Origin of the sequence: Bacillus cereus group sp. MYBK15-3, from assembly GCF_051916765.1 — a bacterium.
Lineage (GTDB): Bacteria > Bacillota > Bacilli > Bacillales > Bacillaceae_G > Bacillus_A > Bacillus_A cereus.
This window is the reverse complement of record NZ_JBQAHG010000008.1, coordinates 47,439-69,902: the sequence shown is the minus strand read 5'-3', so window position 1 is coordinate 69,902 and position 22,464 is coordinate 47,439. Positions and strand designations below refer to the sequence as shown.

Sequence of the window (22,464 nt, the reverse complement as noted above, 5' to 3'; positions counted from 1 at the left end):
TTATTTTCCTCGACAAAATATGACAAAAAAGTTGTAACTGTTTCTGTTATGATAGTTTCGGAAATCTTACATTTTACATAATCGGAGGAAAAGAAATGTATAAAAAATTGGGTACTATTGCTTTAACAGGTGCACTTGCTTTTAGTTTATCTGCTTGTGGTGAAACTGAAGTTAAAGAAGTGAGTAAAAACGATGCTCCTAAACAGGCTGAAAAGAAAGATAAAAAGGAAAAAGCTGAAAGCAAGATTTATAAAATTGGAGATACGGTAGAAGTTAATGGCTTACAACTTACTTTCAGTTCAGCTAAATTCGTTGAGCCTAACGAATACGTAAAAGCTGAAAAAGGGAAAGTACTAGAAATCGCTTTTAATGCTAAAAATAATGGCAAAAAAGATATATATTTTGGAACTTCTGAATTAAAAATTGCTGATACTAACGGCAACCAATTCAAAGAGTACTTTGGTGGGGAAAATACGTTTATAAACGAAAATATTGCGCCAGGTAACCAAATTACAAACAAAATGTTATTTGATGTACCAGAAGGCGATAAGTTTGTTGGTACATTTAAACCTACATTTACATTTGACGAGAAATCAGTGAAATTTGAATTTGAAGTTGCTAAATAAGGAGAGATTAAAATGAAGAGAACAGCTGAATTTGTATTAGGTCTTATTGGAGGTATTTTTGGTATTATTTGTGCATTTGTTGCTTTATTGATCGGCGGTATGGGAGCTGCTTTTGAAGCTGATGGAGCGAATACTGTTATTGGTTTAGGTTGGGGAGCTGTGGCTCTATCAATCTTAGGAATTGTTGGATCTGTTATGGTAAGAAGTAAAGCGAAGGTTGGCGGTATTATGATGACTGTGGCTGCTATCGGTGGATTTATTTGTATTTCTATAATTTACTTATTACCAGGCGTATTATTATTAATCGGTGGGTTAATGGGCATATTCCGTAAGGATAAAGCAACTGTATCTGCATAAAATGAGCACTCGAAAGAGTGCTTTTACTAATTTCATTAAATTAGCATAAACTCCTCTAATCCTAAACCCTCAAAACTAAACCTCATATATGAAGTGGAAATATCTATAGAACTGTAAATGAATTTCCTTGGTAGCTAATATCTTGATCCTTGGACTATTCAATTAAATGAGCTGAATTACATGTGCATTTTGCATCCATCCAAACAAAGTTCTCTTCATTTGACATACGGTAGAATCCGAAATCATTGTACGATAAGTCAACAATAGGTAATAGTATATTTAAAGTCTTCCTGATATTCTCAGAAAAGAAGCTACGAAGGTAATATCTTTTTTAGGAAACTTTTACATAGTAAAAAATCTTCTACTCGTTATATAATAGCTTTCGTGCAGTCGGCTGATTTTCTTATGGAGAAAATCAAATGATAAAGGAGTAGAGGAGTGGTATTTTGTTTCAAACGATAAAAAATGATTGGTTTTCTAATGTGAGAGGGGACGTGTTATCAGGAATTGTCGTTGCTTTAGCATTAATTCCTGAAGCGATAGCCTTCTCTGTTATCGCTGGTGTGGATCCGACCGTTGGGTTATACGCAGCCTTTTGTATTGCAGTTACCATTTCATTTGTTGGCGGAAGAACTGGGATGATTTCAGCTGCAACAGGTGCAATGGCATTATTAATGGTGACGCTCGTTAAAGATCATGGTTTGCAATATTTATTTGCTACAACAATATTAACAGGTATTGTCCAAATTATTTTTGGCGTGTTCAAACTGAGCTCATTTATGAAGTTTGTTCCGAAATCTGTTATGAGTGGTTTTTTAAATTCACTTGGAATTTTAGTTTTTACAGCGCAATTGCCACATTTTAAAAATGCAACTTGGCAAATGTATGCACTCGTTGTATTAGGACTTGCAATTATATATTTATTTCCACGTATTACAACGGCTGTACCTTCTACGCTTATTTCAATTATTATTGTGACGAGTATTGCACTTATGAGCGGATTACAGTTGAAAACAGTAGGGGATATGGGAAGCTTGCCGAAAGAATTACCACTCTTTAGCATTCCTGACGTGCCTTTTACAGTTGAGACATTAGGGATTATTTTACCGTATGCAGTTATGCTTGCAATTATCGGTTTACTAGAATCATTATTAACAGCTTCAGTTTTAGATGATATGACGCATACGGAAAGTAATAAGCATAAAGAGGCACGCGGTCAAGGGATCGCAAACATTGTTGCTGGTTTCTTCGGAGGAATGGCAGGTTGTGCAATGATCGGTCAATCTGTTATTAATATTAAATCAGGTGGACGAGGTCGCCTATCAACATTTGTAGCGGGCGGATTTTTAATCGTATTACTATTTGTTTTAGGAGATTATGTCGTTCATATTCCGATGGCAGCTTTAGTTGCAGTTATGATTATGGTTTCAATTGGAACGTTTGATTGGAACTCTGTAACAACAATTCATAAAGTACCAAAAGGAAACGCATTTGTTATGATCGTAACAGTTGTGATTGTCCTAATTACACATAATTTAGCATTAGGTGTAATTATCGGAACAGTAATTAGTGCGGTTTTATTTGCATTCAATATGGCAAAGATTCACGTGAAACATTTATATATTGAAAATAAGAAAATATATGAAATTCACGGTCAACTTTTTTTTGCATCTACAGCCGACTTTATAAATAATTTTTCATTTAATGAAGATGTAAAAGAAATCGAAATGAACTTTACTCATGCGCACGTATGGGATGATTCGGCAGTGGCATCAATTGATAAAGTTATCATGAAGTATGAACAAAGTGGTGTGAAAGTAACTATAACAGGATTAAATGAACGTAGTTCAAAACTTGTTGCAAATTTAGCTACTTATAATAAAAGAATTGCTAGTTAAAAGCCTCCTTTTTAGGGGGCTTTATTATATAATACGAATAGGATAACGAAAAGGGGATTCAGCATATGTACAAACAAATTATATTAGCATGTGACGGTTCTGAACATGCACTTCGAGCAGCGGAGCATGCAACCTATATTGCGAAATGTAGCGAAGAAACAAATGTTGAAGTTGTGTACGTAGTAGATAATAGAACGGCAAAATCAGATATTATACAAGGTCAAACAGATTTAGAAACAATATCGGCTAGTCGAAAAGATAAATTAAAAGAGATTGAAGGTTTATTAAAGAAAGAGAACATTTCTTATACAATTACGATATTACATGGTGATCCTGGAGATACAATTGTTCAATATGTAAATACAGGAGATATAGATCTTGTCATTGCTGGAAGTAGAGGGCTCAATACACTGCAAGAAATGGTGCTGGGAAGTGTAAGTCATAAAATAGCAAAGCGTGTGAAATGTCCAGTGATGATTGTAAAATGAAATAGAATGTAACGAAGACCTTAGTATAACTGAGGTCTTTTTTTATGTATAAATGACTCTTATTTGTGGAAATACTAGATATATAAGTTGAAAAGATGTTAACTTACAAATTTGTAAGTTAGTTGTTAGAGAAATCGATGTTATGAAATTTTTCCCATTGGTAAAATAAAAGTATCAAAGGGGAGATAGGGAGGATGGAAGCAATGAAATCATTTCAAAATTTGTCATATAGCCAAGGTGTCAGTCTTATTTGTTTAGGGGGATTTGCTGCATCTGTTACGTTAGCTGTTTTAATAAAGGTGTTTCATCAAATCTTTTAATCTTATAGTAGGGAAGGAATTGGTTGTTATCATTAGTAGGAACAGCAATGAAAATAAAAAATAGCTCTTAGCATGTATGTAAATGCTAAGAGCTATTTTTATGCTTGTTATATATTATTTAAGCTTGCTTTTGTTTTACTGACCCTGTATTTAAAGTAAGAGCAAGGAAAAACATTGCAAGTACACAAGATGCAAGTAATAAGATGAATCCGCCATCCCATCCGAATGCATCCACGATAAAGCCCATAGCTGCACTAGCGAAAGCGGCTCCGCCTAAGTAACCGAAGAATCCAGTTAAGCCTGCTGCAGTTCCAGCAGCTTTCTTTGGTGCTAAATCTAGAGCGTGTAGACCAATTAACATAACCGGTCCGTAAATTAAAAATCCAATTGCGACAAGTGCGATACTATCAACCATTGGATTACCAGGAGGGTTTAACCAGTAAACAAGAACTGCGATAAATACACCGACCATAAATAAAATACCAGCAGGTGCACGACGTCCTTTAAATAGTTTATCACTCATCCATCCGCAAAGAAGTGTACCTGGAATACCAGCCCATTCATATAGAGCGTAAGCAGTACGTGAGCTACTATGAGTAAAGCTTTTTTCTTCTACTAAATAAGTAGGAGCCCAGTCTACAACTCCGTAACGTACGAAATATACGAAAACGTTCGCAATAGCGATGTACCATAAAAACTTATTGTTTAATACGTATTTAAATAAAATTTCCTTTACTGAAAGCTCGCGTTCGCGATCTTTTACTTTTTCATCTGGTGGATATTCCCCAGTATGTTCTTCAATAGAAGGTAACCCACAAGATTGAGGCGTATCTTTCATCGTAATTAATACATAAATACCAACTAAAATTGAAAGAATACCTGGGAAGTAAAAAATACTTTTCCAGTCATCTGCGAAGAAGTATAAGCCTAATGTTACAAGTGAAGGCATAAGCGCTCCGCCAACATTATGAGCGACGTTCCAAATAGACATTTTTGTACCACGTTCGCTAATAGAGAACCAGTGAACCATCGTACGACCACAAGGAGGCCATCCCATACCTTGTACCCATCCATTTAAAAACTGAAGTACAAACATAAGTATAATGCTCGTTGTAATGAAAGAAAATGAGCCGAAAATAATATTAATGATACCTGATAAAAATAGCCCAGCTGCTAAAAAGTAGCGAGGATTACAACGATCGGATACGATACCCATAAGAAATTTACTTAATCCGTAAGCGATAGAAACTGCTGAAAGGATAACCCCAAGTTCCCCTTTACTAAAGCCTTGCTCGATTAAGTATGGCATTGCTAGTGAAAAGTTTTTTCGAACAAAGTAGTAACCTGCATAACCGATGAAGATACCTAAGAATACTTGTAAACGTAATTTACGGTATTCGCTATCAACGCGATCAGCTGGTAAGCGTTCCGCATGGGGCGCAGGTTTAAATAATTGTGTGAAAAACATAAAATGAAAATCCTCCCCTAATTAATTCGAAGCGTTTTAAGACAGAGAACATAAAAAGGCCATGAAATATAAAAAAGTTTCCTCTTTTATGATTCATAGCCGTGTACTCCGTTTCTCCGTGACTGTCAATATTAACTTCGTCGAAAATTATACAACTTTGTGACAAAAATGTAAACGTTTTTATGAATAAAAGTATTGACGGATTTTGTTCGTGGGATTAATATTTAAATACATTAAATATTTTATTGTTTAAATAAGAGGTGGATAACATGCCAAATGATATGACGCATATCGATAAAATTCAAGCTCTTGCCTTTTCGATTGGAAAGAAAATGCAGACGGAGTTATTAGAACAAATGCAAGCGACAGGACTTACACCACCGCAGTTTTATATTTTAAAGATTTTAGATCATTATGGGGCTTCAAGAGCGACAACATTAGCGAAAAAGATGTATGTGAAGCCTAGCGCGATTACAGTGATGATTGATCGTCTAATCGATCAAGAACTTGTAGAACGCTATCACGACAAAGATGACCGTCGCGTTGTCATCATCGAGTTAACAAAAAAGGGGAAAGCTAGAGTAGAAGAGGCAATGACAGCTCGTAACGAGCATATTGCAAAATACTTTTCACATTTAGAGTTGCAAGAAAGAGAAGATTTATTACGTCTCTTTGAGAAGTTAGAAACCATTATTTGCGGGACACAAGAGAAAAAAGAGAATAACTAAGAGGAATTGAGGAGATTACATGGAGCAACAAGAAAATCAAAATAGAAAGTTGTTGTTAATCGGTTTAATTATCGCGATGCTATTTGCTGCATTAGATGGAACAATTGTTGGTACAGCAATGCCACGTATCGTCGGTGACCTAGGTGGATTAAGTTTAATGACATGGTTAACAACAGCTTATATGTTAACATCAACGACAGTTGTACCAATTGCAGGTAAATTAGCGGATTTACTTGGTCGTCGTAACGTATATATAACAGGGCTAGTTATTTTCATGATTGGTTCGGCGTTATGTGGTATGGCAAATGGTATGACAGAATTAATTATTTTCCGTGGTATTCAAGGTCTTGGTGGCGGTATTATGATGCCAATGGCTATGATTATTATTGGAGATATGTTCACGGGGAAAGAACGTGCAAAATGGCAAGGTATTTTTGGTGCGTTATACGGCCTTGCTTCTGTAATTGGACCACAAGTTGGTGGTTGGATTGTAGATGCAGTGAACTGGAGATGGGTATTCTACATTAACTTACCGGTTGGTATTTTAGCAACAATCTTTATTGCAATGGGATTAAAATCGCATAAACAAACAGGACCAATTAAAATTGATATCGCTGGAATCTTTACGATGATTCTCGGTGTTGTAAGTTTATTACTTGCGCTAACGTTTGGCGGAAAAGATTATGCATGGGATTCTTGGCAAATTATCGGTTTATTTGCACTAGCTGTAATTGGTATCGTTAGCTTTGTTATCGTTGAAACGAAAGCTGAAGAGCCAATTTTACCAATGCATTTCTTTAAAAATCGCACATTTACAATACTGAATGCGATTGGATTCTTTATGAGTATTGGAATGTTCGGCGCGATTATGTTCGTACCATTCTTCATGCAAGGTATTGTAGGAGTAAGTGCTGCTGAATCAGGAACAATTATGACTCCAATGATGATTACAATGATTGTGATGAGTATTATCGGTGGGCAACTTGTATTAAAAGTTGGTGTAAAACCACAAATTATCGCAGGTATGCTTATTATGGCCGGTGGTTTCTGGTTATTAACAACGATGGATATGCACACAACGAAGCTTACAGCTACTTCTTATATGATGGTTATCGGTTTAGGAATGGGTCTTGTAATGCCGACATTAACATTAGCGTTACAAGAAAGCTTCCCGAAAAAAGACCTTGGTGTTGTAACATCATCAAGTCAGTTCTTCCGACAAATCGGTGGTACATTTGGTATTACAATTTTAGGATCAATTATGAATAACACTTCAGGTACGACATTAACAAAGAATTTAGTACCTGTATTAGATACATTCCCGAAAGAAGCGGGACAAATGGTAACGAAATTTAAAGATATGATTCACACAGATCCACAAGGTTTATATTCAATGCTATTTAGCCCAGAGGCATTAAAACAAATGCCAGAAGCGTTCGCTAACAGTATTGTACCTATTTTGAAAAACTCTTTAGTAGACTCGCTTCATACTGTATTCTTAACAGGATTAGTATTTATCGTAGTAGGTGCTATCTTTACGATTTTCTTACAAAAAATTAAATTATCAGATCGTAAAAAAGATGCTAAAGAGCCTGTTGTAGAAGAAAAAGAAAAAACTGTATCATACTCGTAATGAAGAAGCATCGCCTTATGGCGGTGCTTTTTTGAGTATAACCTTAAAAGCTTTTTAGTGAGAAATGATTGACGTATTTTTAGAAATACGTTATATTATTTTCTGTAAACGGTTACATGAAATGAGGAGAAAAGAGAATGAGTACGATCAAAGACGTTGCGAAATTAGCGGGAGTATCTGTTGCGACCGTTTCCAGAGTTCTAAATAAAAATGGATATGTTCACGAAGATACATTAAAAAAGGTAGAACGTGCAATTGAGATGTTAGATTATAAGCCTAGTACAGTAGCGCGTTCACTGTATAATAAAAAGTCTCGTTTAATTGGCTTAGTTGTTCCAAATATCGTGAATCCATTCTTTCCGGAAGTTGCACGTGCCGTAGAAGATGTAGCACATAAACAAGGTTACACAGTTGTCCTTTGTAACTCTGATGAAAGTTTAGAAAAAGAGAAACAATATATTGATGTGCTTAGACAAAATAATGTAGATGGATTTATTGTAGCAACGAATCCACAAAATAGTGTTAATTACATGAATGTATCTGTTCCAGTTGTTGCGATTGACCGTATGTTTAATGAGCGTATTTCTACTGTATATGCAGATAACTATGCAGGAAGTCAGGCTGCGACAAAGTTGTTACTAGATAAAGGATGTAAACATATTGCACATATTCGCGGTCCACGTGATGTGAGTACTGCAAATGAACGCTTTGAAGGTTTTGTAGACGTTATTACGCAAAATAATCTTTCGTATATGATTGCAGAGAGTACGTTTGATCCAGCAAATAGTGAGCTTGTAGCGATGGAATTATTAGAAGAATACCCGCATATTGATGGTATTGTTGCTGGGAATGATTTAATTGCGATCGGTATTGTAAAGGCTGCACTTCAAAAGGGGATTGTCATTCCAAATGATTTACAAATTATCGGATTTGATGGCATTTCTTTAACGGAAATGATGTATCCATCTATTACAACAGTTGCACAACCGATATATGAAATGGGGAAAATTGCAACAGAGTTGTTGTTAGAGCAAATGGAAGGAAATACATTAGAAGAGAAACATTATCGTTTGCCGATTGAAATTATAGAACGAAATACAACGAAGTAAGGAGATGAAACAGATGCCAAATATTGCAGTAGTAGGGAGCATTTCAATGGACTTAGTGGCTGTTTCAAAAAAACGGCCGAAAGCAGGAGAAACAGTAATTGGTGAAGCGTTTCATACAATTCCAGGAGGGAAAGGAGCAAACCAAGCAGTTGCTGCAGCTAGATTAGGAGCAAATGTAGCAATGGTTGGAGCGGTAGGAAATGATGATTATGGAACAGTAGTTAGAAAAAATCTAGAGAACGAACGCATTTTTATCGATTATGTGGTACCGGTTACAGATAGAACGACAGGAATTGCTCATATCGTTTTAGCAGAAGAAGATAACAGTATTGTTGTCGTACAAGGGGCAAATGCTCTTGTAAATAAGTCAGTTGTAGATCGCTCCAAAGACCTTCTTGTAAAAGCGGATATGGTTGTTCTTCAACTAGAAATTCCACTTGAAACAGTAAAATATGTATTGGCTATTTGTGAGGAACATAATATTCCTGTTATGTTAAATCCAGCGCCAGCACAAGTTTTATCAGAAGACATTTTAGAAAAGGCAACTTATATTACGCCAAATGAACATGAGTGCCGCATCGTATTAGATGATTTCATCTCACCAATTGAAGATTTATTGGCGAAGTATCCAAATAAATTATTGATGACAGAAGGTTCTAACGGTGTTCGTTTCCATAATGGTACGGAGATTGTGCATGTTCCTAGCATTGCTGTTGATGTAGTGGATACAACTGGAGCTGGTGATACATTTAATGGTGCGTTAGCAGTTGCACTTTCTGAAGGAGAGACACTTCAAAAAGCAATTCGTTTCGCGAATATTGCCGGTGGTCTTTCTGTAACGAAACTTGGGGCGCAAGGCGGCATGCCAACGAGAGATAAAGTACGTGAAGTGCAGGTGATTGTTGGATGAAGAAGCACGGCGTATTAAACAGTGAGATTGCATCAATCCTTGCTTTACTTGGGCATACGGATACGATTGTAATTGCTGATTGCGGTTTACCAATTCCTGACGGAGTAAAAAGAATTGATTTAGCTGTTGAAATTGGAAAACCTAGCTTTTTAGATGTATTGCAAGTGGTAGCTGATGATATGGCAATCGAAAAAGTGACGTTAGCAGAAGAAGTCATTATAAATAATGCGGAAGTAAATAAAGAAATAGAGCAGAAATTAATAGAGCCAGCATTTGAGTATGTATCTCATGAGCAATTTAAAGAGCATACAAAGAAAGCGAAGGCGATTATTCGTACAGGCGAGGCTACGCCTTATGCAAATGTAATTTTACATGCGGGCGTGATTTTTTAATAAAGGGAAGTGATGGGAATGCATATTGAAATGAAAAACATTTCAAAGGCGTTCAATGGAAATCCTGTTTTGAAGAATGCACAGTTTATGATTGAAACAGGAGAAGTCCATGCATTGATGGGGGAAAATGGAGCGGGTAAATCAACGCTCATGAAGATTTTAACAGGTGTATACAAAAAAGATGGTGGGACAATCACAATTGATGGGCAAGAGCGCACCTTTAAAAATGCGAAAGAAGCTGAAGAGTACGGCATCGCATTTATACATCAAGAACTAAACATATTGCCGAATTTAACAGTAGCTGAAAATATGTTTCTCGGTAAAGAGTTAATGTATGGGAAAACAGGTATTTTACGCACTCGACAAATGAATGCGATTGCGCAGCAGCAACTAGCGGAGTTAGGGTTGCATGTAAGAGGCGCTATGTTAGCAGAGGAATTATCGGTTGGACAACAGCAAATTATCGAAATTGCGAAAGCATTAATGACAAACGCGAGCGTTATTATTATGGATGAGCCTACTGCGGCACTGACGGATCGTGAAATCGAAACGCTCTTTACAGTAATCAATAAGTTACGTAAAGAAGGTGTTTCATTCGTGTACATTTCGCATCGTATGGAAGAGATTTTCTCAATATGTGATGCTATTACGATTTTGCGTGATGGAGAATACGTCGGAAAGAGATTAATTCCAGAAACATCATTTGATGAAGTAGTGAGTATGATGGTGGGGCGCAGCATTGGTGAACGTTATCCAGAGCGAAATAGTCAAATTGGTGATGTCATTTTTGAAATGCGTAACGGAACGAAGAAAGGGAAATTTGAAAATGTTTCGTTTCAAGTGAGGAAAGGTGAAATCCTTGGTGTAGCTGGTTTGATGGGGGCTGGTCGCACTGATATTATGAAAGCGATATTTGGTTATGAACCTTTAGACTCTGGACAAATTTTTATAAATGGACAAGAAGTAAAGATTGATAGTCCAATAGATGCAATTAGACAAAGAATTGCTTTTATTACAGAAGATAGAAAGTCTGAAGGATTAGTGTTAGATTTTTCAATTCGAGAAAATTTAGCTTTACCGAATTTAGAAAGTCTTTCAAAGGGAAGTATTCTAAGCAACGAGCTAGAACAACAGTTTACAGAGGATATGATGAAGCTTCTTAATGTGAAAGCATCTAGCGGAGAGCAGGCAGTGAAATCTCTTTCTGGTGGAAATCAGCAAAAGATTGTAATCGCAAAATGGCTAGGCATTCATCCGCAATTACTCATTTTAGATGAGCCAACAAGAGGTGTTGATGTTGGAGCGAAAAAAGAAATTTACTCTATTATGAATAAGCTTACAGAGCAAGGCGATGCCGTTATTATGGTATCATCTGAGCTTCCGGAAGTTTTAGGGATGAGTGATCGAGTTCTTGTTATTCATGAAGGAAAAGTCGGCGGAATTTTAGGGAAAGATGAGGCATCACAAGAGTCTATTATGGCACTAGCTACAGGGGGAGAGTAAGGATGGCTAAGAAGGGGAATGTATTACAACAACTCGGTTCTTTAATCGGTTTAGTATTAATTATCGTCGTAATTACAGCTTTAAATCCAGCGTTTATTGAAATTCCAAATTTATTTAATATACTGCGTCAAGTATCGATTAATGCGCTTATTGCATTCGGAATGACCTTCGTAATTTTAACAGGGGGTATTGACTTATCGGTAGGTTCTATTTTAGCATTATCAAGTGCACTTGTTGCTGGAATGATGGCAAGTGGCATGGATCCGTTCCTTGCAATGGCAGTTGGATTATTAGCAGGTCTTGTAATGGGAATTGTAAACGGTATCATCATTGCGAAAGGAAAAGTAGCTCCATTTATTGCAACTTTGGCAACAATGACTATTTTTCGTGGGTTGACGCTTGTTTATATGGACGGACGTCCGATCACTGGTCTTGGTGATCATTTAATGTTCCAAATGTTTGGCCGCGGTTATTTTCTTGGTATTCCGGTACCAGCTGTTACAATGATGATCGCTTTCGCAGTACTGTACTTCATTTTGAAGAAAACGACATTTGGTCGCCGTACATTTGCAATTGGTGGAAATGAAGAAGCAGCAGCACTATCAGGTATTAATGTTACGAGAATTAAAGTAATGATTTACGGTCTTTCCGGAATTTTGGCAGCGCTTGCAGGTATTGTCTTAACATCACGATTAGATTCTGCACAGCCGACTGCAGGTACTTCTTATGAATTAGATGCAATTGCAGCAGTTGTATTAGGTGGAACAAGTCTTTCTGGGGGAAGAGGATGGATTGTTGGTACATTCATCGGTGTACTTATTATCGGTGTATTAAATAACGGTTTAAATTTATTAGGTGTATCTTCTTTCTTCCAACAAGTTGTAAAAGGACTTGTAATCTTACTAGCTGTATTAATTGATCGCAGAAAAGAAGCGTAATGGAGGGACAGTTCATGAAGAAATGGTTACTTATACTCGTTGCATGTATTATGGTCATTACTGCTGGTTGTTCAATGGAACCGCCAGAATGGGCAAAGGATTCTAGCGATAAAGGTCGAAATAAAACTATTAAAGTTGGATTCTCTGTTTCAACTTTAAATAATCCCTTTTTTGTAACTTTGAAAAAGGGTGCAGAAAAGAAAGCGAAAGATAGTGGCATTGAATTAATTGCTGTTGATGCACAAAATGATGCAGCAAAGCAAACGAACGATGTTGAAGATTTAATTCAAAAGGGTGTCGATGTAGTTGTTATTAATCCGACCGATTCAGATGCTGTTGCTTCAGCAGTAAGTGCGGCAAATGCAGCAAATGTTCCTGTTATTACAGTAGACCGCGTTGCGAATTCAGGTAAGGTTGTTTCTCACATTGCTTCTAACAATATCGAAGGTGGTCAAATGGCTAGTGATTACATTCGTGAATTAGTTGGCGAAGGAGCAAACGTTGCTGAGTTAGAAGGAATCCCTGGATCTTCCGCTGCTCGTGAACGTGGGAAAGGATTCCATAACGTAGCCGATAAGTCTTTAAAAGTAGTTGCAAAACAAGCAGCTGATTTTGATAGAGCGAAAGGATTATCTGTTATGGAAAACATTTTGCAAGCAAATGGTGATATTAAAGCCGTGTTTGCGCATAACGATGAGATGGCATTAGGTGCACTTGAAGCATTGAAGTCTGCTGGAAAAACAGATGTAGTCGTTGTTGGATTTGATGCAACAGACGATGCAGTGAAAGCGGTTAACGATGGGCGTATGGCTGCAACAGTTGCTCAAAAACCGGAATTAATCGGGGAGAAGGCGATGCAAACAGCAAAAGAGATAACACAAGGTAAAAAAGTGGACAAATCTATTCCGATTGAATTAGAGCTTATTAAGAAAAATAAATAAATATAAAATGAAAATTAGGAAGGAAGAACAACAAATGAAATTCTTTATTGATACAGCAAACGTTAACGAAATTAAAGAGGCAAATGAATTAGGTGTATTAGCTGGAGTAACGACAAATCCATCACTTGTAGCAAAAGAAGGCGTAGACTTCCACGAACGCATTCGTGAAATTTGCAACGTTGTAGAAGGACCTGTAAGTGCAGAAGTAATTAGCTTAGAAGCTGATAAGATGATTGAAGAAGGAAAAGAACTAGCGAAGATTGCTCCAAACGTTGTAGTAAAAGTTCCAATGACAACAGAAGGTTTAAAAGCAGTAAAAGCGTTCTCTGATTTAGGAATTCGTACAAACGTTACATTAGTGTTCTCAGCAGTTCAAGCATTACTTGCAGCTCGTGCTGGTGCAACATACGTTTCACCATTCTTAGGTCGCTTAGACGATATCGGTCATAACGGTATGGACTTAATTCGTCAAATCGCAGAAATCTTTGCAATTCATGGCATCGAAACAGAAATCATTGCAGCATCTGTACGTCACAGTGTTCACGTAACTGACGCAGCATTAAACGGTGCACATATTGCAACAATCCCAGCAAACGTAATTGCTTCATTAGTGAAGCACCCATTAACAGATCAAGGAATTGAGAAATTCTTAGCTGATTGGGAAAAAACACAAGAGAAATAATAGAAAAGCAAGAATCCTAGTTTAATTGACTAGGATTCTTTTTTTTATTTAAAAGAATTTTCATGCAATTTTGCATATTGTCTTTTAAATTTGTTATATAAGATATTTAATATATATCACATAACTCTTTATTTTTCATATTTCGACATAAAGTGAAACTTTAATCAGTGGGGGCTTTGTTCATCCCCCCACTGATTATTAATTGAACCAAGGGATAAAAAGATAGAGGGTCTGACCAGAAAACTGGAGGGCATGATTCTATAACAAAAAGCTTAATGTTTATAGAATTATGTCTTTTTATATAGGGAGGGTAGTAAACAGAGATTTCGACAAAAACGCACCGATTTATCTGAATTTTAAGTTTTATAAAAGGGGAGAAATGGAATGAGAAGAAAAGCACCATTTAAAGTGTTGTCATCATTAGCAATTGCGGCAATTATCGGATGTACATCTGTAATGAGTGCTCCGTTAGCATATGCAGAAACGGCAGCAAAAAAGAAAGATAATGTATCTACAACACCAATTGATTACAATTTAATTCAAGAAGATCGTTTAGCGGAAGCACTGAAAGAAAGAGGAACAATTAATCCATCATCTTCTAAAGAAGAGACGAAAAAAGCTGTTGAGCAATATATTGAAAAGAAACAAGGAGATCAGGCGAATAAAGAAATTCTTCCAGATGCTCACTCACAAGAAACGTCTGATTTCACAAAAAAAGTAAAAGAGAAAAAGATGGAAGAAAAGGAAAATGCAAAAAAGGCTGAAAAAAATGTTAGCCTTGAGCAAAAGCCAGAACCAAATAAAAATCAATTGAATGGGCAAGTTCCAACTTCAAAAGCAAAGCAAGCTCCATATAAGGGATCTGTTCGATCAGATAAAGTATTAGTGCTACTCGTTGAATTTAGTGATTATAAACATAATAATATTGATCAAACACCAGGTTATATGTATTCGAAAGACTTTAGTAGAGAACATTATCAAAAGATGTTGTTCGGTAATGAGCCGTATACTTTATTTGATGGTTCAAAAGTAAAAACGTTTAAACAATACTATGAAGAGCAGTCTGGTGGTAGTTATACGACAGATGGATATGTAACGGAGTGGCTAACTGTTCCAGGAAAAGCATCTGATTATGGAGCTGATGGTAGCAGTGGGCACGATAATAAAGGTCCGAAAGGTGCACGTGATTTAGTGAAAGAAGCTTTGCATGCAGCTGCTGAGAAAGGACTAGATTTATCCCAGTTTGATCAATTTGATAGATATGATACAAACGGGGACGGGAATCAAAATGAACCTGACGGTGTAATTGATCATTTAATGGTAATCCATGCTGGTGTTGGTCAAGAAGCTGGTGGCGGTAAATTAGGTGATGATGCGATCTGGTCACATCGTTCAAAATTAGCAGTAGATCCAGTAGCGATTGAAGGTACGAAATCAAAGGTAGATTACTTTGGTGGTAAAGTAGCAGCACATGATTACACAATTGAACCAGAAGATGGAGCTGTAGGTGTGTTTGCACATGAATTTGGACATGATCTTGGATTACCAGATGAATATGACACGAAATATACTGGAAATGGTTCACCAGTCGAAGCTTGGTCATTAATGAGTGGAGGTAGTTGGACAGGGAAAATCGCAGGAACAGAGCCGACTAGTTTTTCACCACAAAATAAAGACTTCTTACAAAAGAATATGGGTGGCAACTGGGCAAAAATATTAGAAGTAGATTACGATAAAATTAAGAGTGGTGTGGGAGTTCCTACCTATATTGATCAAAGTGTTACGAAATCAAATCGTCCAGGCGTTGTACGTGTTAACTTACCAGGTAAAAGTGTTGAAACGATTAAACCGGAGTTTGGAAAGCATGCATATTATAGTACAAGAGGCGATGATATGCATACAACGTTAGAGACACCATTCTTTGATTTAACAAAGGGAACAAATGCAAAATTCGATTATAAAGCAAATTATGAGTTAGAAGCAGAGTGCGATTTCGTCGAAGTACATGCAGTAACAGAAGATGGAACGAAGACGTTAATTGATAGACTTGGAGAAAAAGTAGTCCAAGGAGATAAAGATACAACAGATGGGAAATGGATTGATAAATCATATGATTTAAGTCAATTTAAAGGCAAAAAAGTGAAACTACAATTCGACTATATTACAGATCCGGCTGTAACATATAAAGGTTTTGCGATGGATAATGTAAATGTAACTGTTGATGGACAAGTTGTATTTTCTGATGATGCAGAAGGAAATTCTAAAATGAATTTAAATGGTTTTGTTGTTTCTGATGGGACAGAGAAGAAAGCTCATTATTACTACTTAGAATGGAGAAACTATGCGGGATCAGATAATGGATTAAAAGCAGGAAAAGGTCCAGTGTACAATACAGGTCTTGTCGTTTGGTATGCAGATGATAGCTTTAAAGATAACTGGGTTGGGATGCATCCAGGTGAAGGATTCCTTGGTGTTGTTGACTCTCATCCAGAAGCGCTAGTTGGTAATTTAAACGGGAAACCAGCATACGGTAATACGGGCATGCAAATTGCAGATGCTGCATTTTCATTTGATAAAACACCAGCATGGAGTGTAAATTCATTAACACGTGGTCAGTTTAACTATTCTGGATTACAAGGTGTTACAACTTTTGATGATTCAAAAGTATATAGTAACAAGCAAATTGCAGACGCAGGAAGAAAAGTTCCAAACCTTGGACTTAAATTCCAAGTTGTTGGACAGGCAGAAGATAAATCGGCAGGCGCTGTTTGGATTAAACGCTAATAACATAAAAGCACAATCTTCATATGAAGATTGTGCTTTTTAATTTGTACAGTAAGTTATTATTTTAGCTTATGTAATACAAGTTTTTATTCATGTGTAGTGTATCAAATTATGTGGGGAAAGGAAATATTTCCGAGGAAATTGTCGAAGTATCGTCGGTATGTATACACCTTTTTTGTAAAAGAAGAAATGTAGTATTGCCTTTACAGTTTAATTTATTTACATTGTTATTTGGTTATACACAAAAGTAATATATTGGGCAAAAAGAGTTCTATTCGATAGGGCTCTTTGGTTTTGTATTTGATATACAAATATTAACCTCAATTGTTTGGAAATGTATCTTCTTGTTTAGCGTCATTTGGACTTTAACTGCAGTTTTTGTTTTTCGTTTATATGAAGAGCGAGATGAGCCGTTACCTTTTATATTTAAATTAATTGGCATTATTCCAACGCTTCCATTATATTACGGATTATATCAATATGCATTTTAAAAAAGACAATGATGGATTATCCCATCATTGTCTTTTTTACTTTGCTTCTTACATAAATCATCCCAGCAAATGTTAATAAAAATGCTGTCCCGATAATGAAGCTGATGCTAGGTGATGCTCCGATTGCGCCGACTGTAAAGGAGCCAGCAACAACTCCTAATGAGAAGAAGGCATAAAATAATCCGAATGCCTTTCCGCGATTATCGTCTGTAGTATTTTCAACGAGTAAAGCGTTAATAGACGGGAAGAGGATTGCGAATCCAATTCCATAAATCATCATTACGATAAAGAGCATACCTTTTGTAGCAAATAATCCGAGTAAAGATAATGCGAATGCCATAACTGCAATTCCGATTAGCATTAGTTTCGAACGATTAAATCGATCGTAAATACGATTTGTTGGAAGCAAGAAGAAGAGGATAGCAGTTATACCAAATACACTTAACATCATGCCTGTTGTGGATGCTTTAAGCGCTAATGCCTCAACTTTTACTGGTAACATATAAGTGACAATTCCTTGTGAAAACATTAATGTGAAAGCACCAATATATGCTTGTAATAACGGTTCTGATTTTAAAAGTTCAACCATATCTTCTTTGTTCATTATTTGCGTTCTTGATGTATCTTTTCTTGATACGTTATTTGGTAAGAAGAATAGAGATACGATCGTACCAAGAGCCATTAAAATAGAAATAGTAATGAAGACCCATTCTACGCCAGCTGTTGCTTTCATAATACCGCTGAAAGCCGGTCCTACGATTGCGGCTGTTCCAACAGCAGCACCAGACAGAGCCATTGCTTTTCCTTGTCTTTTTGCATTTGTTTGTTTTGATAAAAATGTAAAGGCAGCAGGAATTAAAAAGCCATCACTAAATCCATGCATAAAGCGAACAACTAATAGTTGTTCACCACTTTGAACAACGGTGTATAACAAGACTATGAAACTCGTAATTCCCATGCTTATATAAAGGATTTTTTTTGCACCAAATTTATCGACAGCTGCTCCAGCAATAATATTCCCGATCATATTAGCGAATGAGTACATACCGACAACTAGCCCGATAATAAGAGGGGTTCCTCCAAGGCTTTGAGCGAAAGTACTCATAATAGGTAATTGTGAAAATGTATCTAAAAATGCCACGATAACGATAAAGTAAATAAAATATTTCAAGCGATATTCACCTCTCCTATGCTATTATGGCACAATGCTAATTTCACCTGCAATGAAATTGAATTAACAGATGTGGAAAAAAGTACAAAGTGACAAAATATTGAACGTTATTTGTAAAAAATTAGTAGAGATACGATTGTTTTTTTGAAATATATGGATAGAAGTATTATAATAGAATTGTAAACTTCACCAGGTTAAGTATATACATAGAGAGGGATGTATAAAATGAAAGCACTACTTTGGCATAATCAACGTGATGTACGAGTAGAAGAAGTACCAGAACCAACAGTAAAACCAGGAACAGTGAAAATCAAAGTTAAATGGTGTGGTATTTGTGGGACAGACTTGCATGAATATTTAGCAGGGCCTATTTTTATTCCAACAGAAGAACATCCATTAACACATGTGAAAGCACCTGTTATTTTAGGTCATGAGTTTAGTGGTGAGGTAATAGAGATTGGTGAAGGAGTTACATCTCATAAAGTGGGAGACCGCGTTGTTGTAGAACCAATTTATTCTTGTGGTAAATGTGAAGCTTGTAAACATGGACATTACAATGTTTGTGAACAACTTGTTTTCCACGGTCTTGGCGGAGAAGGCGGCGGTTTCTCTGAATATACAGTAGTACCAGAAGATATGGTTCATCACATTCCAGATGAAATGACGTATGAACAAGGTGCGCTTGTAGAACCAGCAGCAGTAGCAGTTCATGCAGTACGTCAAAGTAAATTAAAAGAAGGGGAAGCAGTAGCAGTATTTGGTTGCGGTCCAATTGGACTTCTTGTTATCCAAGCAGCTAAAGCAGCAGGAGCAACTCCTGTTATTGCAGTTGAACTTTCTAAAGAACGTCAAGAGTTAGCGAAATTAGCAGGTGCGGATTATGTATTAAATCCAGCAACTCAAGATGTGTTAGCTGAAATTCGTAACTTAACAAATGGTTTAGGTGTAAATGTTAGCTTTGAAGTAACAGGTGTTGAAGTTGTACTACGCCAAGCGATTGAAAGTACAAGCTTCGAAGGACAAACTGTAATTGTTAGTGTATGGGAAAAAGACGCAACAATTACTCCAAATAACTTAGTATTAAAAGAAAAAGAAGTTATTGGTATTTTAGGATACCGTCACATTTTCCCAGCTGTTATTAAATTAATTAGCTCTGGTCAAATTCAAGCAGAGAAATTAATTACGAAAAAAATTACAGTCGATCAAGTTGTTGAAGAAGGATTTGAAGCACTTGTAAAAGATAAAACACAAGTGAAAATTCTTGTTTCACCTAAATAAGATAGAATTGAATAGAGTAGCCCTTTTCTAGAAATAGAAGAGGGCTACTTTTTTTCTATACTGAAAGGTGATAGACTTTCCTTTGACTAAATGTATTTTTGTTTGGAAGGGAGAATCTAATGCTTTCATTTTTGTTAACTTTAAAGCGAATGTTAAGAGCCTGTTTACGAGCGTGGAAAGATAAAGAATTTCAAGTATTATTCGTATTAACAATTTTGACTTTAATATCGGGTACGATTTTTTATAGTACAGTTGAAGAATTACGTCCTATTGACGCTTTATATTTTAGTGTGGTCACGTTGACGACTGTCGGTGATGGGAATTTTAGTCCGCAAACTGATTTCGGAAAGATATTTACAATCTTATACATATTTATTGGGATTGGATTAGTGTTTGGATTTATTCATAAGTTAGCAGTTAATGTACAATTGCCAAGTATATTATCGAATAGAAAAAAAGAGTAAAGCATTCAGATGCTTTACTCTTTTTTTACATTAGTTTAGACAAGCCTTAATAATAGTTTATTAAAATGAAAGTGTATTCATTCATTATATTCACTGTGTATAAAGTTATAATGATATGAACATTTGCATATTTTAATTTATTGATAGAAATTTCGTGAAAGGTGGGATATTCTAGTCATAGGTTAACCGGACGACATCATAGGATCCTAACAAAATGTTTACAATAATTCAATTATAAAATGGAGGATTTTATATGAAAAAGAAAGTACTTGCTTTAGCGGCAGCTATTACATTAGTTGCTCCATTACAAAGTGTTGCATTTGCTCATGAAAATGATGGGGGACAGAGATTTGGAGTTATTCCGCGCTGGTCTGCTGAAGATAAACATAAAGAAGGTGTGAATTCTCATTTATGGATTGTAAACCGTGCAATTGATATTATGTCTCGTAATACAACACTTGTAAAACAAGATCGAGTTGCACTATTAAATGAATGGCGTACGGAGTTAGAGAACGGTATTTATGCTGCTGACTATGAAAATCCTTACTATGATAATAGCACATTTGCTTCACATTTCTATGACCCTGACAATGGGAAAACTTATATTCCGTATGCAAAGCAGGCAAAGGAAACTGGAGCTAAGTATTTTAAATTAGCTGGTGAGTCTTACAAAAATAAAGATATGAAACAAGCATTCTTCTATTTAGGATTATCTCTTCATTATCTAGGGGATGTAAACCAACCGATGCATGCAGCAAACTTTACGAACCTTTCGTATCCACAAGGGTTCCATTCTAAATATGAAAACTTTGTAGATACGATAAAAGATAACTATAAAGTAACGGATGGAAATGGATATTGGAACTGGAAAGGTACGAATCCAGAAGATTGGATTCATGGAGCGGCAGTAGTTGCGAAACAAGATTACGCTGGCATTGTAAATGATAATACGAAAGATTGGTTCGTGAGAGCTGCTGTATCACAAGAATATGCAGATAAATGGCGCGCTGAAGTTACACCAATGACAGGTAAGCGTTTAATGGATGCACAACGTGTTACTGCTGGATATATTCAGCTTTGGTTTGATACGTACGGAAATCGTTAAGTATTTAAAAAAGGTCAAATCTCAGAATAGAGTATTTGGCCTTTTTATCACTATACAATACATGGAGGTATGAAACGTGAAAGGTAAATTGCTAAAAGGTGTACTTAGCTTAGGTGTTGGTCTAGGAGCTTTATATAGCGGAACGTCAGCTCAAGCAGAAGCGTCTACAAATCAAAACGATACATTAAAAGTGATGACGCATAATGTATATATGCTATCAACAAACTTATATCCGAACTGGGGACAAACTGAGCGTGCTGATTTAATCGGGGCGGCAGATTATATAAAGAATCAAGACGTAGTTATATTAAATGAAGTGTTTGATAATAGCGCATCAGATCGTTTATTAGGGAATTTGAAGAAAGAATATCCAAATCAAACAGCAGTATTAGGTCGTAGTAGTGGAAGTGAATGGGATAAAACGTTAGGAAACTATTCATCTTCAACTCCTGAAGATGGTGGCGTTGCGATTGTGAGCAAATGGCCAATCGCTGAAAAGATTCAATATGTATTTGCAAAAGGATGCGGGCCAGATAATTTATCGAATAAAGGATTTGTATACACGAAAATTAAGAAAAATGATCACTTTGTTCATGTAATTGGTACGCATTTGCAAGCGGAAGATAGTATGTGCGGAAAAACTTCACCTGCATCTGTACGTACAGACCAATTAAAAGAAATTCAAGACTTTATTAAAAATAAAAATATACCAAATAATGAGTATGTGTTAATTGGTGGTGATATGAACGTAAATAAAATAAATGCAGAGAACAAGAATGACTCAGAGTATGCATCTATGTTTAAAACATTGAACGCTTCTGTACCATCTTATACTGGACATACAGCGACTTGGGACGCAACGACAAACAGTATTGCAAAATATAATTTCCCTGATAGTCCTGCTGAGTATTTAGATTATATTATTGCAAGTAAAGACCATGCGAACCCATCGTATATAGAGAATAAGGTGTTACAGCCGCAATCTCCACAATGGACTGTTACATCATGGTTCCAAAAATATACGTATAATGATTACTCTGATCATTATCCAGTAGAGGCGACTATTTCTATGAAGTAGTTTCAAAAAGTTTCTTCGTAAAGAAGAAACTTTTTTTATTTGCAAACAGGAAAATCACACTTTCTTTCCAATATGTATAAGACATATTGAGAAGAGGAGA

Annotated in this window: 21 protein-coding genes and 1 pseudogene; 20 read left to right on the top strand and 2 right to left on the bottom strand. The window is 36.1% G+C overall.

Annotation, left to right across the window (positions count from 1 at the left end):
- Nucleotides 1-95 precede the first annotated feature (95 nt).
- The 5 genes from ACTFR8_RS26000 (at nt 96) to ACTFR8_RS25980 (ending at nt 3,689) form a co-directional block, all read left to right on the top strand.
- Complete coding sequence (locus ACTFR8_RS26000) at nt 96-626, top strand: DUF4352 domain-containing protein (protein ID WP_000277062.1); 531 nt, start codon at nt 96-98, stop codon at nt 624-626.
- Between the two features lie 12 nt (nt 627-638).
- Entirely contained in the window at nt 639-983 is a 345-nt protein-coding gene (locus tag ACTFR8_RS25995) for a DUF4064 domain-containing protein (RefSeq protein WP_000831286.1), read from the top strand.
- A gap of 446 nt (nt 984-1,429) precedes the next feature.
- Nucleotides 1,430-2,881, top strand: coding sequence for a SulP family inorganic anion transporter (locus tag ACTFR8_RS25990; RefSeq protein WP_000487916.1), 1,452 nt, complete (start codon nt 1,430-1,432; stop codon nt 2,879-2,881).
- 65 nt (nt 2,882-2,946) lie between these two features.
- Nucleotides 2,947-3,369 (top strand): universal stress protein, encoded by a 423-nt coding sequence (locus ACTFR8_RS25985; RefSeq protein ID WP_000277999.1) that lies wholly within the window; start codon nt 2,947-2,949, stop codon nt 3,367-3,369.
- A 203-nt stretch (nt 3,370-3,572) separates the two neighbouring features.
- Entirely contained in the window at nt 3,573-3,689 is a 117-nt protein-coding gene (locus tag ACTFR8_RS25980; protein WP_000834733.1) for a DUF4027 family protein, read from the top strand.
- A gap of 118 nt (nt 3,690-3,807) precedes the next feature.
- On the opposite strand, the gene glpT is transcribed toward ACTFR8_RS25980, so the two are convergent.
- Nucleotides 3,808-5,157, bottom strand: coding sequence for a glycerol-3-phosphate transporter (glpT, locus tag ACTFR8_RS25975; RefSeq protein ID WP_000466384.1), 1,350 nt, complete (start codon nt 5,155-5,157; stop codon nt 3,808-3,810).
- A 269-nt stretch (nt 5,158-5,426) separates the two neighbouring features.
- On the opposite strand from glpT, the gene ACTFR8_RS25970 reads away from it, so the two are divergent.
- The 11 genes and pseudogenes from ACTFR8_RS25970 to ACTFR8_RS25920 all read left to right on the top strand — a co-directional run.
- Complete coding sequence (locus tag ACTFR8_RS25970; protein ID WP_001132365.1) at nt 5,427-5,885, top strand: MarR family winged helix-turn-helix transcriptional regulator; 459 nt, start codon at nt 5,427-5,429, stop codon at nt 5,883-5,885.
- Between the two features lie 19 nt (nt 5,886-5,904).
- Entirely contained in the window at nt 5,905-7,518 is a 1,614-nt protein-coding gene (locus ACTFR8_RS25965; RefSeq protein ID WP_000437641.1) for an MDR family MFS transporter, read from the top strand.
- 137 nt (nt 7,519-7,655) lie between these two features.
- Nucleotides 7,656-8,627 carry a ribose operon transcriptional repressor RbsR gene (gene rbsR, locus ACTFR8_RS25960; protein ID WP_050821615.1) on the top strand — a complete coding sequence of 324 codons (972 nt, stop codon included), beginning with the start codon at nt 7,656-7,658 and terminating at the stop codon, nt 8,625-8,627.
- A gap of 13 nt (nt 8,628-8,640) precedes the next feature.
- Nucleotides 8,641-9,537, top strand: coding sequence for a ribokinase (gene rbsK, locus ACTFR8_RS25955; protein WP_001132861.1), 897 nt, complete (start codon nt 8,641-8,643; stop codon nt 9,535-9,537).
- Nucleotides 9,534-9,929, top strand: a complete 396-nt coding sequence (rbsD, locus tag ACTFR8_RS25950; RefSeq protein WP_000716154.1) for a D-ribose pyranase — start codon at nt 9,534-9,536, stop codon at nt 9,927-9,929. The genes rbsK and rbsD overlap by 4 nt, the downstream gene beginning before the upstream one ends.
- An 18-nt stretch (nt 9,930-9,947) precedes the next feature.
- Nucleotides 9,948-11,432 carry a ribose ABC transporter ATP-binding protein RbsA gene (rbsA, locus tag ACTFR8_RS25945; RefSeq protein WP_001986250.1) on the top strand — a complete coding sequence of 495 codons (1,485 nt, stop codon included), beginning with the start codon at nt 9,948-9,950 and terminating at the stop codon, nt 11,430-11,432.
- Nucleotides 11,433-11,434: 2 nt separating this feature from the next.
- Nucleotides 11,435-12,370: an ABC transporter permease subunit gene (locus tag ACTFR8_RS25940; RefSeq protein WP_001074641.1), complete on the top strand. Its 936-nt coding sequence runs from the start codon at nt 11,435-11,437 to the stop codon at nt 12,368-12,370.
- A gap of 14 nt (nt 12,371-12,384) precedes the next feature.
- Nucleotides 12,385-13,311: a ribose ABC transporter substrate-binding protein RbsB gene (rbsB, locus tag ACTFR8_RS25935; protein ID WP_000758974.1), complete on the top strand. Its 927-nt coding sequence runs from the start codon at nt 12,385-12,387 to the stop codon at nt 13,309-13,311.
- Between the two features lie 34 nt (nt 13,312-13,345).
- Nucleotides 13,346-13,993, top strand: coding sequence for a fructose-6-phosphate aldolase (gene fsa / locus ACTFR8_RS25930; RefSeq protein WP_000667698.1), 648 nt, complete (start codon nt 13,346-13,348; stop codon nt 13,991-13,993).
- 384 nt (nt 13,994-14,377) lie between these two features.
- Entirely contained in the window at nt 14,378-16,777 is a 2,400-nt protein-coding gene (gene inhA2 / locus ACTFR8_RS25925; protein ID WP_252209794.1) for a M6 family metalloprotease immune inhibitor InhA2, read from the top strand.
- Between the two features lie 278 nt (nt 16,778-17,055).
- Nucleotides 17,056-17,268: pseudogene (locus ACTFR8_RS25920) on the top strand (hypothetical protein); the annotation flags it as partial.
- 16 nt (nt 17,269-17,284) lie between these two features.
- On the opposite strand, the gene ACTFR8_RS25915 reads toward ACTFR8_RS25920, so the two are convergent.
- On the bottom strand, nt 17,285-18,439 hold the full coding sequence (locus tag ACTFR8_RS25915) for an MFS transporter (protein WP_048568077.1): 1,155 nt from the start codon (nt 18,437-18,439) through the stop codon (nt 17,285-17,287).
- Nucleotides 18,440-18,664: 225 nt separating this feature from the next.
- Between ACTFR8_RS25915 and bdhA the strand changes: the two genes are divergently transcribed.
- The 4 genes from bdhA (at nt 18,665) to sph (ending at nt 22,364) form a co-directional block, all read left to right on the top strand.
- Nucleotides 18,665-19,717, top strand: coding sequence for a (R,R)-butanediol dehydrogenase (bdhA, locus tag ACTFR8_RS25910; protein ID WP_000645827.1), 1,053 nt, complete (start codon nt 18,665-18,667; stop codon nt 19,715-19,717).
- Between the two features lie 119 nt (nt 19,718-19,836).
- A complete protein-coding gene (locus tag ACTFR8_RS25905; protein WP_000948209.1) occupies nt 19,837-20,181 on the top strand; it encodes a potassium channel family protein in 345 nt (114 codons plus the stop codon).
- 253 nt (nt 20,182-20,434) lie between these two features.
- Complete coding sequence (cerA, locus tag ACTFR8_RS25900) at nt 20,435-21,286, top strand: phospholipase CerA (protein ID WP_000730997.1); 852 nt, start codon at nt 20,435-20,437, stop codon at nt 21,284-21,286.
- A 76-nt stretch (nt 21,287-21,362) separates the two neighbouring features.
- Nucleotides 21,363-22,364, top strand: a complete 1,002-nt coding sequence (sph, locus tag ACTFR8_RS25895; RefSeq protein ID WP_000676789.1) for a sphingomyelinase C — start codon at nt 21,363-21,365, stop codon at nt 22,362-22,364.
- Nucleotides 22,365-22,464 lie beyond the last annotated feature (100 nt).

Bases quoted from the DNA above. Each gene is read 5' to 3' on its own strand.
- ACTFR8_RS25940 (WP_001074641.1), top strand. From the start codon at position 11,435: ATGGCTAAGAAGGGGAATGTATTACAACAACTCGGTTCTTTAATCGGT.
- rbsR (WP_050821615.1), top strand. From the start codon at position 7,656: ATGAGTACGATCAAAGACGTTGCGAAATTAGCGGGAGTATCTGTTGCG.
- ACTFR8_RS25965 (WP_000437641.1), top strand. From the start codon at position 5,905: ATGGAGCAACAAGAAAATCAAAATAGAAAGTTGTTGTTAATCGGTTTA.
- rbsB (WP_000758974.1), top strand. From the start codon at position 12,385: ATGAAGAAATGGTTACTTATACTCGTTGCATGTATTATGGTCATTACT.
- inhA2 (WP_252209794.1), top strand. From the start codon at position 14,378: ATGAGAAGAAAAGCACCATTTAAAGTGTTGTCATCATTAGCAATTGCG.
- ACTFR8_RS26000 (WP_000277062.1), top strand. From the start codon at position 96: ATGTATAAAAAATTGGGTACTATTGCTTTAACAGGTGCACTTGCTTTT.
- cerA (WP_000730997.1), top strand. From the start codon at position 20,435: ATGAAAAAGAAAGTACTTGCTTTAGCGGCAGCTATTACATTAGTTGCT.
- ACTFR8_RS25980 (WP_000834733.1), top strand. From the start codon at position 3,573: ATGAAATCATTTCAAAATTTGTCATATAGCCAAGGTGTCAGTCTTATT.
- rbsD (WP_000716154.1), top strand. From the start codon at position 9,534: ATGAAGAAGCACGGCGTATTAAACAGTGAGATTGCATCAATCCTTGCT.
- glpT (WP_000466384.1), bottom strand. From the start codon at position 5,157: ATGTTTTTCACACAATTATTTAAACCTGCGCCCCATGCGGAACGCTTA.
- ACTFR8_RS25985 (WP_000277999.1), top strand. From the start codon at position 2,947: ATGTACAAACAAATTATATTAGCATGTGACGGTTCTGAACATGCACTT.
- ACTFR8_RS25995 (WP_000831286.1), top strand. From the start codon at position 639: ATGAAGAGAACAGCTGAATTTGTATTAGGTCTTATTGGAGGTATTTTT.
- bdhA (WP_000645827.1), top strand. From the start codon at position 18,665: ATGAAAGCACTACTTTGGCATAATCAACGTGATGTACGAGTAGAAGAA.
- rbsA (WP_001986250.1), top strand. From the start codon at position 9,948: ATGCATATTGAAATGAAAAACATTTCAAAGGCGTTCAATGGAAATCCT.
- ACTFR8_RS25905 (WP_000948209.1), top strand. From the start codon at position 19,837: ATGCTTTCATTTTTGTTAACTTTAAAGCGAATGTTAAGAGCCTGTTTA.
- ACTFR8_RS25970 (WP_001132365.1), top strand. From the start codon at position 5,427: ATGCCAAATGATATGACGCATATCGATAAAATTCAAGCTCTTGCCTTT.
- rbsK (WP_001132861.1), top strand. From the start codon at position 8,641: ATGCCAAATATTGCAGTAGTAGGGAGCATTTCAATGGACTTAGTGGCT.
- fsa (WP_000667698.1), top strand. From the start codon at position 13,346: ATGAAATTCTTTATTGATACAGCAAACGTTAACGAAATTAAAGAGGCA.